This window comes from Occultella kanbiaonis, assembly GCF_009708215.1.
GTDB lineage: Bacteria > Actinomycetota > Actinomycetes > Actinomycetales > Beutenbergiaceae > Occultella > Occultella kanbiaonis.
The window spans coordinates 908,763-921,981 of sequence record NZ_CP046175.1; the positions used below are offsets into that span (position 1 = coordinate 908,763).

A 13,219-nucleotide genomic window follows, 5' to 3' on the forward strand; every position below is an offset into this window, starting at 1 on the left:
CGAGGCTCAAGGCGAGTGCCCGTCGAACTAGTGGTGATGCATTCATTTCAGTCGACCCCCAGAGGCTTGTCCGCAACATCCGTTCCGTGTGGACTCGAAGGTTAGTATGTTGCGTTGATATGAGCGATGTCGTGTGCACTGAGTGTGCTCAGAGTGGTGTCACCCATGTACGTCGTGATGCATGTGTTTGTGGCAGTGGTATGTCGCAATCCGACCGTGTGAGCCAGTTCATGGCACGCGAGTCGTTGTGCCGACGGCGGCGTGTAGTTCAGGTTGAGCCGTACCCACTGCACACTGCAGCGCTGACTCGGGTGGCTGCCAGTTACTGACCCGGCGCACGCGTTCCAACCGTACAGCCCGTTGTTGCCGTATGTGTGGTCGAAGACGCATACCGTGGCTAACGCGCAACTGGAGTCGTTGCTTGCATGCGTGGACGCGACTAGGTCCGTGGGGTTGTAGACGACCGAAACGCGGTTATTGACAGATGCCGAGTTCGTAGTGGTGAGAGCAACGCGCTTGACCGACATTGTCGCGTTGGGATGTAGCCAAACACCATTCGTGGTGCCAGACGTACCTGGAGATCCCGTGGATCCGAAATTGCTCGCTCAACTCGGAAGAGCAAGAATCGCAACCAGGATGAGCGTGACAAACGACACGGACCAGACTCTTCGGCGCTTCATTGCGCCCCCCTCGTTGTGTGGAGGCTGGCAGGGCGCACGCTGGTGGGCAATGGAGCGACGCGCCCGAGATCGAGCCCAGCGATTGGGGTGCTCGTCCTGACGCCGCGCGACGAGCGCTCGGTACCGTCGATGCGTACACACGCGGCGGAAGTTTCCACCCCACCGTGCCTGGACCGACGTCGCGGACGCTCATAGCGTCATCGGCAGGACAGAGACCGGCCAGTGATGAGGAGCCCGCCGTGTGGCGAGTGAGTGTGCGACCGAGTGCGGAGAGCAAGCTCGCCCCCGTCGACGTGGTGGTCACCGCGGACGCCGGCGGCAAGGTCGGGGACCTCGCCGCGAGCCTCGGCACACACCTCGGCGGCGGCGGGGGTCGGTTGCTGCTGGCCCCGACCACGGGCGGACGGCCCTGGTCCGCCGACACCCCGCTGTCCCAGGCGCCGCTGCGCGACGGCGACGTCCTCGAGGTCACCTCGGTCCCGGCCGAGTGGCTGACCAGGCCCGGCCGCGCCGGCACCGCCCGCGCCGTCGTGCACGTGGTCGCCGGCCCCGACGCCGGCACCCAGATCCCGGTCGTCGGCGAGGTCGTCACGATCGGTCGCTCCGCCGACGCAGGAATCCACCTCAACGACCCGCTGGTCAGCCGCAGCCACGCCCAGATCCTGCTCACCGACACCCCCGTCGTCGTCGACCAGGGCTCCGCGCACGGCACCCGGGTGGCCGGGCGGGCCGTGAACCGGCCGCAGGCGCTCGCCTGGGGTGAGCAGATCACGGTCGGATCCTCGGTGCTCGTGATCCGGCCGGGTCGATCGAGCCGCGCCGGCCTGTCCGGCTCAGCCGAGGGGCCCGACGGCGGCGCCGACCGCGGCGTGCTGCGCTCGCCCCGGTTCGGGGTCCGGGTCGAGGCGCTTGAGCACGAGGTGCCGGCGGCCCCGGCCCCGGTCCGCAAGGTACAGGTCCCCTGGCCGATGATGCTCCTGCCGATGCTCATGGGCGGCGCGATGTTCGCGCTGATGCGCAACCCGTTCTCCCTGATCTTCATGCTCGGGTTCCCCACGATGATGGGTGTCAACTACCTCATGCAGGTGCGCACGGCCCGACGTGAGCACGCCGAGCAGGCCGCGATCTGGCGCGAGGAGGTCGACGGGATCCTCACCCTGGTGGACACCTCGGCGCGCGCCCAGGCCGAGCAGGCCGCCGACGACGAGCCCGAGCTCGACGTGGTCCTGGCGCGGGCCACCTCCCACGACCACCGGCTCTGGACCCGCCAGCGCGACGACGCCGACTTCCTCACGGTCCGCGCCGGCCGCGGGCCGCGCCCGGCCCTGGTCACCGCGAAGCTGCCCGGCACGCAGGGCGACCGGGTGCTGCGTGCCGAGGCGGCGGCGGCCATCAGCGGACGCGCCACCCTGCCCGACCAGCCGGTGCCGGTCCCGCTCGCGCAGGCGGCACTGACCGCTGTCGTCGGCCCGACGGCGGACGTCGACGCCTGGGTGCGCGCCGCCGTCGTCCGCCTTGCGGTGACCCACTCCCCGAACGAGGTGCGCGTGGCCGCCGTGCTCGGCGCGGACCGCTCGCACGTGGAGTCGTGGCTGCGGTGGCTGCCGCACGCCGCGCCGCTCGCCGGCGGCACCGCGTGCGTGAGCGTCGGCGCGGGCGACGGGCAGCGTCTGCTCGAGGAACTCGCCGTCGCCGAGCCGGCGGGCCTGCACACCGTTCTCCTGGTCGACGGCGGAGCGCAGGTCTCCCGTCGTCTCGTCGAGGCGGTGGCCGGGGTCGCCGAGGACTCGGACCGCCGGCTGCACCTGATCTGGATGGGGGAGAGCCTCACCGAGGTGCCGGCCGCGACCGACCTGGCCGTCGACCTGACCAGCTCGACGCTGCAGCGCGCCGCCCGCGGTGGCGTCGAGGAGCTCACCCGCCGCGACGCGCTCGACCTGACCACGGCCTGGCGGGCCGCGCGGGCGCTGTCCGGGTACAAGGACGAGGCCGCCGTGGTGGCCGCCGAGTCGATGCTGCCGCAGCAGGTCCGGCTGCCCGGGCTCACCGGCGATCTCGCGGACCCCGACGACGTGGAGCGTCTCATCGAGCGCTGGGCGGCGAGCACCGGGCTGCGCGCCCAGCTCGGCACCGGCGCCGACGGCGTCATCTCCATCGACCTGCGCGAGGACGGCCCGCACGGGCTGGTCGCGGGCACCACCGGCGCCGGCAAGAGCGAGCTGCTGCAGTCCCTGATCGCCTCGCTCGCGATCAACAACCCGCCGTCGCGGATCACGTTCCTGCTCGTGGACTACAAGGGTGGTGCCGCGTTCCGCGAGTGCGCGCAGCTGCCGCACTCGGTCGGCTACATCACCGACCTCACCCCGGCCCTGGTGCAGCGGGCCCTGACCTCCCTGCACGCCGAGCTCACCGCCCGCGAGCACCTGCTCGCCACCTACGGCGCGAAGGACCTGATCGCCCTCGAGCGCAGCCACCCCGAGGCGGTGCCGCCGAGCATGCTGATCTGCGTCGACGAGTTCGCAGCCCTGCTCGCCGAGGTGCCCGAGTTCGTGGACGGCATGGTCTCGATCGCCCAGCGCGGCCGGTCCCTCGGCATGCACATGCTGCTGGCCACGCAGCGCCCCGCCGGCGTGGTCACCCCGCAGATCAAGGCGAACACCGACCTCCGGATCGCGCTGCGGGTCGCCTCCCCGGACGACTCCACCGACGTCATCGACGCCCCGGACGCCGCGCACCTGTCCCGGCGCACCCCCGGTCGGGCCTGGCTGCGGCGCACCGGGCACGGCACCCGCGAGCTCGTCCAGGTGGCGTTCGTGGGCGCCCACGAGGAGCTGCACGAGGTCGGCGACGCCGTTCGGGTGGCCCCGTTCACCGCCCGCGACCTGCCCGGCCCGGCCCGCTCCGGCGGCACCCGGCTGCACCCGAGCACCGACCTGGAACGGATCGTGGCGACCGCCACCACCGCGTTCCTGCGCACCGGCCGCCAGGCACCGAAGAAGCCGTGGATCCCGCCGATCGCCCCCGAACTACCGATGGTGTGCACCGCGCCCGGCGAGCTCGCTCTGGGCGCCGGCGCCCGCGACGAGGCCCTCGTGGCCGGCGGCGCCGCGGACGTGGTCCGCGCCGTGCAGGCCCCCGGCCAGGTGATCCTCGGCATGGTGGACCGCCCCGCACAGCAGTCCCAGGTCCCGTTCGTGGTGGACTACGCCCGCTCCGGGCACCTGCTCGTGTTCGGGTCCTCCGGCGCCGGTAAGACCGAGCTGCTGCGGACCCTGGCGGCCTCCGTCACCGTCGGCAGCCACGGCACTGCGGCCGTCGCCGACTGCGTCTACGGCATCGACGCCGGCGGTGGCGGGCTCACCGTCCTGGAGCGGCTCGGTTCGGTCGGCTCGGTGGTCGTGGAGCAGCAGCTCGAGCGGATGCTCCGGCTGATCCGGATGCTGCACCGCACCGTCACCGAGCGCAACGCCGCGCTGGCCTCCCGCGGCGTCGCGGACCTGGCCGCGCTCGCCGCGACCGGGGTGGACCTGCAGCGCATCCACCTGCTCGTCGACAACCTGCCGGCCGTGATGGACGCCCTCGAAGGCGGCGGTGCGGTCCGGCGCCAGCATGGCGAGCAGCTGCTCACGATCCTCCAGGAGGGCCGCCGCGCCGGCGTGCACATCACCGCGACCGCCCCGCAGCGCACCGGCCTGCCGAGCCAGCTGCAGGCAGCGTTCGGCCAGCGCCTCGTGATGCGGATGACCGTGACCGACGACTACGCCATGCTCGGCGTCCCGGCAGGAGTGCTCGACGGCGAGTCCCCGGCCGGGCGGGCGCTGTCCGGTAAGGACGAGGTTCAGATCGCGACCCTCGGCGGCGCCGGGACCCCGCTGCAGGCCGAGCGCCTGGACGAACTGATGGCCGTCGTGGCCGACCGGTACGCCGGCGAGCCACCGGCCGCCGTGCCGGTGCTGCCGACCCGGCTGCCGCAGCACCTCCTGCCCGCGCCCACCGCCGACGAGCTCTGCCTCGGCGCCGAGGAGAGCTTCGTGGCCCCGGTCAACCTGGCCCTGCGGGCGGCGCCGCTGCTCATCACCGGCCGGTCCCGGTCCGGTCGCACCAGCGCCCTGCTCGGCATCGCCCAGCTCGCCCGCCGCTCGAGCGCCCCGCCGGCGCGGATCGTGTTCGCCGGGCCGCGCGCGCAGGCCGCCGTGGCCGTGCCTGGCGGCACGCTGTCCGCCGCGGAGGTGTCCGACGACGTCCTGGCCACTCCCGAGGACCTGCTCGCCTGGGTGGAGGGTGGCGCCGGGCGCGCAGACGGCGCCGCGGACGATGACTGGACCCTCCTGCTGCTGGACGACCTGCACGAGTGGGAGCGCGCCTGGGAGGCCAACGGCCCCGAACGGCGCGCGCTCGAGGCGCTCGCCGCGCACCTGACGTCGACGCCTGGGCCGAGCACCGCCGTCGTCGGCGTCGCCGACCCGGACGACGCCCGCTCCCGCCAGCACATCCCCGGCCTGATCGCCCTGCTGCGGCGCTCGCGCCGTGCGGTGCTGCTGTCCCCGGAGATGGGCGACGGGTCGCTGGTGGCGGCGCAGATCCCGATGAACAGCCACGAGCCGCTGACCGGCGCCGGTCGAGGCCTCCTCGTGAACGGCGGATCGTCGCACGTTCTCCAATTAGTATCGGCCTCGGTGGAGGGGGTCCGATGATGGCACGGGGCAAGCGCAGTCCGATGAGCTGGTGGCGTTCGCGCACCTCCGGTCGCGGCCGTGAGCGTGGCTTCGTGGAGGCCGGCGTGGCGGCGGCCGGTGGGCTGCTCGTGGTCGGCGCCGTCGTCGGCAACGGGGTCGCCGCCGCGCTGATCGACATGTCCGACGGGCAGACCTGGTTGGCCGACGACGACGGCCGTGTGGTGCAGATCAACCCCGCCACCGGCCAGCCGGAGCGGCGCCTGATCATCGGCGAGCCCGGCAGCGAACTGGAGGTCTCCCAACGGGACGGGCAGCTCATCGTCACCGACCTGACGACCGGGATGATCACCGCCGTCGACCTGGCCAGCCTCGTCGCCAGCGGCGCTCGCGGCGTGGACCCCGAGACCGAGGTGCTCGTGGGAGGCGGTCAGGTGGTCCTGGTCGACCTCGAGCCCGGCACGGTCCGGGCCGTGGACCCGCTCACCCTGCGCGACCTCGGCCGCCCGTTCCGCACCGGTGACCTGGCCGACGCCGTCATCGACGATGAGGGGTCGGTCTGGATCATCGCTGCCGATGGCACTCTGACCGAGCTCGACTACTCCCCGGACGCTGCCGAGTTCGTCACGTCGACGTCCCGGCCGGTCGCTGGGGCGGGCCCGCAGTCCCGGCTGGTGCCGCACGCGGCTGGGGTGACCGTGTTCGCTCCCGACCAGGGCTCCGTGGTGCAGGTCGGCGCCGGGCGGGATCTCGCCGTCAGCGTCGCGGCTCTCGAGGGCACCGTCGCCGAGGCGGACTATGCCCCGGCGGACCTGGTGCCTGCCTCGGCGGAGGAGGCCGGCCGGGTGTTCCTGCTCACCGACGGGCGGATCCTGAACGTGGACGTCGGCGATCTCGGCTGTGAGCGGCCCGGCAGCCCGGCCGTGTTCGCCGGCAAGGTGTACGTGCCGTGCCTGGGCAACGGCCGGGTCATCGTCCTGGACTCCAGCGGTGCTCGAGCCGGCGCTGACATCGTGGTTCCCGGTGGTGGCGACCCGACCCTGGTGGTCGACGACGGCCGGCTCTACGTGAGCACCCCGCAGGACGGCCGGATCGTGGTGGTCCAGCCGGACGGGTCCACCCAGATGGTCGACGTCGCCGCGGCCGAGGTCCCGGTCCAGGCCGCGGACCGGCCCCCACCCGCAAGACCCACCGTGCCGGTGACGAACCCGCCGGTGCACAACCCGCCCGTGAACAACCCCCCGGTGAACGTGCCGCCGCCGGCCACGCCCGACCCCGACCCGACCAGTGATCCGACCGACGGCGGGAACGGCAGCAACGGGAACGACGCCGACCTGGCGCCCTCCGGCCTCGCCGCACAATTGCGGGCCGACGGCACGGTGACGCTCACCTGGACCCCGCCGGTGACGACGCCCGGGTCGGTCCGGGTGACGAGCTCGGACGGCGTCGCCGACCGGGCGGTCGCACCCGACGCCACGACCCTCGATGTGCCCGGCCTGTCCTGTGGCTCGATGATCACGCTCACCGTGACCGCCACCCACGCCGGCGGCAGCACCGGGGTCGGCTCCACCGGGATCCGCACCGCCGACTGCGTGACCGGCGTGAACCCGGCCGACCTGGCACCCACCAACGTGCAGGCGGCCCAGCGCGCCGACGAGAGCGTGCGGGTCACCTGGACGGCCCCGGCGGAGCCCGCGAACGAGATCCGGGTGACGAGCTCGGACGGGACCGCGAACCAGACGCTCGCCGCCGACGCCACCACGGTCGACCTGACCGGGCTGACCTGCGGACGCACCCTCACCTTCACCGTCACCGCCTACCACGACGGCGGCATCACCGGCGCAGCGAGCGGCACCGCGACGACCGCGGCGTGCGCGGTGGACCCGGCCGACCTTGCCCCGACCGGGGCGAGCGCGGCCCTGCGCGCCGACGACAGCGTCCAGGTCAGTTGGACCGCGCCCGAGGTCGCCCCGAACGACTACCGCGTCACGAGCTCCGACGGCGCGGCCAGCCAGATGGTCGCCGCGGGCGCCTCGTCCGTGGACCTGACCGGCCTCACCTGCGGCCGCACGCTGACGTTCACGATCACCGCGAACCACGACGGTGGGCAGACCGGGGCGGCGACCGCCAGTGCCCGCACCGCCGACTGCCCGACGACGCCGCCGCCCACGGTGGAGGCAACCGCCCCGACGAACGTGACCGCCACCCTGAACGGCGACAACACCGTGACGGTGTCCTGGACGGCGGCAAGCTCCGGCGCCGACGAGTACCGGGTCTCGCCGAACGGTGGCGCCGCGACGTCCGTGACCGGGACGTCCGCGACCCTGACCCTGGCTCCGGGGGCGTACACGTTCACCGTCACCACCCAGCTGGACGACACGAGCGCCACGTCCGCGGCGAGCAACGCCGTGACCGTGGCGGGGGCACCCGGAGCCCCGGGCACACCGGCGATCGGCGGCGTGACGAACAACGGCTCCCAGGTGCAGGCCAACGTGTCCTGGTCCGCCGCCCCCGCGAACGGCGCCGCGGTGACCTACACCGTCACCTACACCGGTGGCTCGCTCACCACGACGGGCACCTCGACGGCGCTCACGATCAACTGCGCCGGTGCGTCACCGTGCGCCGCCGGCGGCACGCTGAACGTGAGCGTCACCCCGTCGAACGCGATCGGCACCGGGGCAGCGTCATCGGCAGCGGCGAGCGTGCCCGCGCCGCCGCCCCCACCGCCCGCGAACGGGGATTCGGTGGTCAGCAACATCCAGTGGTCGGCGCCCGGCCTGTACGACGAGATGATCCCGTTCAGCGTCGACGTGTCCCCGCCCGCCGGCTGGTCCGCGCACACCGGTACCTGCACGCTGTACGTCTCGGGCGGCGGGATCAACGACTCCCGGGTGATCGCCTGCAACTCGAGCGGGGCCGTGTACGGGAACGCCGCGCTCGGACGTGCCACGATCAGCGCCTACGTGGTGGCCACCGGCGCCGCGGTCAACGCGACCTCGGCCACGATCAGCGAGCAGCTGCCAGGCCGAGGTGACTGGGCGCATTGCACCATCAGCCCGCGCATCTGCACCCAGCCCAACGCCTTCGACCCCGGGAACCCCGACGTCGAGATCGTCCCCGCACCCTGGGCGCCGCCCGAGGTGCCGAGCCCGCCCGTCCTCGCCGCCGGCTTCGGGCTGCTCGGCGCCGCCGGCCTGCTGCGCACCCAGCGCCGCCTCGCCGAGGTCCCGGTCACCAGTGCGGCCGTCACCAGCACGACCGGCACCCACCCCGCCCCGGCCAGAGCGAGCACAACCACCGTGCCAGCGACCGCCGTCGACCCTGATCGACCCGACCCGACCGGAGACCAGTCCCGATGACCGAGAACCCCCTGGCCCCCACCGAGGCCGACGTCGCCCGGTTCCGCCTGCTGCACGATGCGGTGGTCGACGCCGTGTCCGTCGCCCTGCAGGGCAAGCGGCCGGTCATCGAGCTGGCCACCGTGTCCCTGTTCGCTGGCGGGCACGTGCTCCTCGAGGACGTCCCCGGCACCGGTAAGACCACCCTGGCCCGCGCCATCGCCGCGGCGCTCGGCGGCTCCTCCCGCCGGATCCAGTTCACCCCGGACCTGCTCCCGGCCGACGTCACCGGCACCTCCGTGTTCGAGCCCGGCACCGGCCAGATCAGCTTCCGCCCCGGCCCGGTGTTCACGAACGTGCTGCTCGCCGACGAGATCAACCGGGCCGCCGCGAAGACCCAGTCCGCCCTGCTCGAGGTGATGGCCGAGCGCACCGTCACCGTCGACGGGATCGGCCACACGGTGCCGGACCCGTTCGTGGTGATCGCCACCCAGAACCCGATCGACCTGGACGGGACCTACCGGCTCCCGGAGGCCCAGCTCGACCGGTTCCTGGTGCGGATCACGCTCGGCTACCCCGACGTCGAGCACGAACTGGCCGTGCTGCGACCCGGCTCGCGCGCCGGTGTGGTCGAGGAGGTCCCGGAGGTCACCAACCCCGAGACCGTCGCGGCCGCCTCCCGGCAGTTGCGGCACCTGCACGTGGCCGAACCGATCCTCACCTACATCCGCGCCATCGGGGCGGCCACCCGCGCCGACTCCCGGCTCCGGCTCGGGGCGAGCACCCGGGCCCTGCGTGGCCTCGTGGCCGCCACCCAGGTCTACGCCGCCGCGCAGGGCCGCCACTTCGTGGTCCCGAGCGACGTGCAGCGCCTCGCCGGTCCCGTGCTCGCCCACCGCCTCGTGCCGACCCGGGACGCCCTCCTCGCCGGGGACACCACCGAGGCCGTGGTGACCGACGCCGTCGGCAGCGTGGAGGCACCCCGCCCGGTGCCCGCATGAGGCTGACCGGTCGCGGTTGGGCCGTTCTCGGCTCGACGGCGGCGCTGCTCGGGTTCGGGCTGTGGGCCCGGTATCCGGGTCTCGTGGGGCTCGGTGCGGTCCTCGCCGTCGCGCTGGTGTGTGCGCTCGTGACCGTGCTGGTGCCCGCGCCGTTGCGGATCCGGCGCCGGGTGCGCCCGCCGCGGGTGGCCCGCCTCGAGGAGTGCTCGGCGACGGTCGAGGTCACGAACGCGTCCACGTGGCTGGCCCAGTCCGTCACGGGGCACGACCTGGTCGGCGGGCGACGCACCCCGTTCGTCCTTCCCCGGATGCCGCCCGGCGCGACGGTGAGCACGGACGTGCCGATCCCGACCGCCCACCGCGGCGTGATCGACTTCGGTCCGCTGACCCTGCACCGGTTCTCGTTCCTTGACCTGATCGAGGTCGGTCAGGAGCACGGGGACAGCGCCGCGGTGCTCGTGGAGCCGCGGATCCTGGACGCGCTGGGGCTCCCGGCCGGCGCCCGCCGCGGCCACATCGGCGCGGACGAGCGGATCGCCCACGGTGGCACGGACCTCGTGGGGCTGCGCGAGTACGTGGCCGGTGACGACCTGCGCCGGCTGCACTGGGCGACCAGTGCCCGCCTGGCCACCCTCATGGTCCGCGAGGACGCCGACCCGTCGGCTCCGCACCTGACCGTGCTCCTCGACGACCGGGCCGGTTCGTATGCCGGCTCCCACGACGGCGAGGATTTCGAGGAGGCCGTCGACGTCGCCGCGAGCCTGCTCGCCGCGGCCGCCGGGGTCGAGAGCCCGGCCCGCATCGTCACGATCGGCGCCGGCCTCGACGAGCAGCTCCCGGCACCGGCGCCCGCGACAGGTCCGGCCGGCCTCGACCCGCACGTGCTCGGCGCCCTCGCCCGGCTCGAAGCGAGCGACGGCGAGCAGGGCTCCGGTCTGTTCGCCGGCTCCCCGGACGTGCTCGCCGTGATCACCGGCCCGAACAGCGACCTGGGCGACCTTCTCCTCACGGCGTCCGGGGCGCCGTCGGGCGTGGTGCTCGTCGTGGACCCGCAGCCCGAGGCGCTCGTCTCCGCCCAGCAGGGCGTGCTGGTGCTGCGCGGCCCGCGCGCCGAGGAACTCGTGCATGGCTGGCGGACGGCGGTGGCCCGATGAGCAGGTTCGCGGCCGCGGCCTGGTCGGCGCTCGTGGTGGCGCTGTCCACCCTCCCGCTCGCCGCCGGGTACTCCTCGCCGGTCGCGATCGGCGTGCTGATCGGCTGTGCGATCGTCCCGTTCGGCGTCGCGGCCCTTGGCCGGGTCGCCAAGATCGGCCGCGGCTGGGTGGCCGTCGCCGGCACCGTGCTCGCGGTGAGCGCCGCCCTGATCCTGCTCGACGGCGTCGACACCGAGTCCCAGCCGGTTCCCGGCTGGCGCGCCAGCCCGGCGCTGAGCGTGCTCGGCCCACTGATCGACTCGGTCCCGCGGCTGCTCACCGCGCCACGACCGGCACCGGCGGACGTCGGCTACCTGGTGCCGACCGCGCTGCTCGTCTGGATCGTCGCGCTCGGCGTGGCCGTGGTGGCCGTCGGGCGTGCCCGTGCCACCGCGGCCCCGCTCGTCGGTGCCGTGGCCCTGCAGGTGGCGGGTGCCCTGCTCACCGCCGGGCGCGGGGACCCCAGCGGCGCGGTCGCCCTGGCCACCGCGGTCGTGCTGCTGCTCGGCTGGGTGCTGCTACCCTCGCAGGCGCGGGCCTCGGCCCGGGTCGGCGGCGAGATTCCCACGGAAACAGAGTCGACCTCGTCGCCGACGGTGGCGAGCGGGCTCGAGAAACCTGCGGCACCCGCGCGCCGTGGCCTGCTGGTGCCCGCGGTCGCCGCCCTGATCCTCGCGTCGTTCGCGCTCACCGCGGCGGCGGTACCCACCGTGCGGTCCTTCGAGCCGCGCGCGCTGGTGCCGCCGCCGGAACTCCCGCTGGCCGCGACGAACCCGATCCCCGCCCTGTCCCTGTGGAACTCCCGGCCGAACACCCCGCTGCTGAGCGTGAGCCCGGACGGCGCGAACCTCCCGGAGCGGCTCACGATCGCCGCGCTGCCCGATTTCGACGGCGCAGCCTGGACGATCGACGCCCGCCTGCGTGCCGTAGGGGTCGTCGACGAGCCCGACCTGGACCCCGGCACCCGGCAGCGGGAGGTCGCCTACGTGCTCACCGACTCCGCGCTCGGTGGCGTGTGGGTGCCGTCCGCCGGGATGGCGCAGTCAGTGGCCGGCGCCGACGTGCTGATGGACACCGATACCGGCGTGCTCGTGGCACCCGAGGGCCTCGGCGCCGACCCGGTGACGATCCGCGGACTCCTCGACGCACCAACGGACACCGAGATCGGCCGGGCCGGGACGCCGATGGCAGAGGTCGCCACCCGGTACCTCGAGCTGCCCCGGATCCCCGCGTCGCTGCGTGAGGAGTCGGCCGCGCTGATCCAGGGCACGACCTCCCGCTGGGAGCAGGCGGTCGCGATCGCCGAGGGTGTTCGGGGGGAACGGACCCTGGACGTGGGGGCACCGTCGGGATCGTCCTACGGGCGCATCCAGGAGTTCCTCTTCCTGCCGGCGGCCGACGGCGGCCAGGTCGGCACCTCCGAGCAGTTCGCCGCGTCCTTCGCAGTGCTCGCCCGGGCCGCGGGCCTGCCCACCCGCCTGATGATCGGGTTCGACCTCACGGACGCGGTGGCCGGCGCCGACGGTTCCGTGACGGTGACCGGCGACGATGCGCGCATGTGGGCCGAGGTCTACTTCGCGCGCGCCGGCTGGGTGGCCCTCGACCCGAGCCCGGCCACCAGCACCGACACCGGCGACCTCCCGGAACCGCCGGCCGGCGACGACCAGCCCGATCAGCCTGAGGACGTGGGCGCCGAGGACGACCAGGACGCCGACGTGAACGTGGCCGAGCCCGGTGACGACGCCGACGGCCAGACCGGAATGAACGTCGTCACCGGCCTGACCCTGCTCGCCGGGCTGGCCCTGCTCGGGGTGTTCGCCGTGGCGGGGCTGGCCATCGCCCGGGCGGTGCGCCGGCGCCGGTGGCGGGCCGCCGGAGCCGTGGGTGCCTGGGCGCAGGTGCTCGACGCCGCCGTGCTCGCCGGCCGGCCGGTGCCATCCTCGAGCGCAGCGCCCGACGCGGCTCGCGCGCTGGCCGACGCGACCGGGACCGGACGCTCCGCGCCGGACCGGACCCCGGGACGTCCGGCCTCGGCGGCCCCGGAGGGCCGGGGCACGACCGCGCTGATGCTGGCCGAGCGCGCCGAGCGAGCCGCGTTCGGACCGGAGCCGCGCGCGGGGGCGAGCACCGCCGTCGGGCAGTCGGCCCCAGCCGGAGCACCATCGGTGGCGACGTCCGACTGGGAGCTGGCCATCGCCGTCGAGCGTGACCTGCGCGCGCGCGCCGGCGCGTGGCGGCGCGCGGTGTGGTGGGTCTCGCCGGCGGTACTGAGAGGCCGCAGGGCCGAGCGGTGAGCGTGGCCGGGTCGGCGAGCGTGCCGGCCGATCAGGCGGG

The 13,219-nt window shown here is 74.2% G+C and carries 5 protein-coding genes; all 5 read left to right on the forward strand.

The genetic code is table 11. The features are described 5' to 3' along the window. The first annotated feature begins 919 nt into the window (after positions 1–919). Genes GKS42_RS03890 through GKS42_RS03910 form a run of 5 tightly spaced genes read left to right on the forward strand, consistent with a single transcriptional unit; the run spans position 920 to position 13,179 of the window. Positions 920–5,374 (forward strand): type VII secretion EssC family protein, encoded by a 4,455-nt coding sequence (locus tag GKS42_RS03890; RefSeq protein WP_154792656.1) that lies wholly within the window; start codon positions 920–922, stop codon positions 5,372–5,374. After that, entirely contained in the window at positions 5,371–8,712 is a 3,342-nt protein-coding gene (locus GKS42_RS03895) for a fibronectin type III domain-containing protein (RefSeq protein WP_154792657.1), read from the forward strand. The genes GKS42_RS03890 and GKS42_RS03895 overlap by 4 nt, the downstream gene beginning before the upstream one ends. After that, entirely contained in the window at positions 8,709–9,692 is a 984-nt protein-coding gene (locus tag GKS42_RS03900) for an AAA family ATPase (RefSeq protein WP_154792658.1), read from the forward strand. Before GKS42_RS03895 ends, GKS42_RS03900 begins: the two co-directional genes overlap by 4 nt. After that, positions 9,689–10,846 (forward strand): DUF58 domain-containing protein, encoded by a 1,158-nt coding sequence (locus GKS42_RS03905; protein ID WP_154792659.1) that lies wholly within the window; start codon positions 9,689–9,691, stop codon positions 10,844–10,846. Before GKS42_RS03900 ends, GKS42_RS03905 begins: the two co-directional genes overlap by 4 nt. Further along, positions 10,843–13,179, forward strand: a complete 2,337-nt coding sequence (locus GKS42_RS03910) for a transglutaminase-like domain-containing protein (RefSeq protein ID WP_154792660.1) — start codon at positions 10,843–10,845, stop codon at positions 13,177–13,179. Before GKS42_RS03905 ends, GKS42_RS03910 begins: the two co-directional genes overlap by 4 nt. Positions 13,180–13,219: the final 40 nt, after the last annotated feature.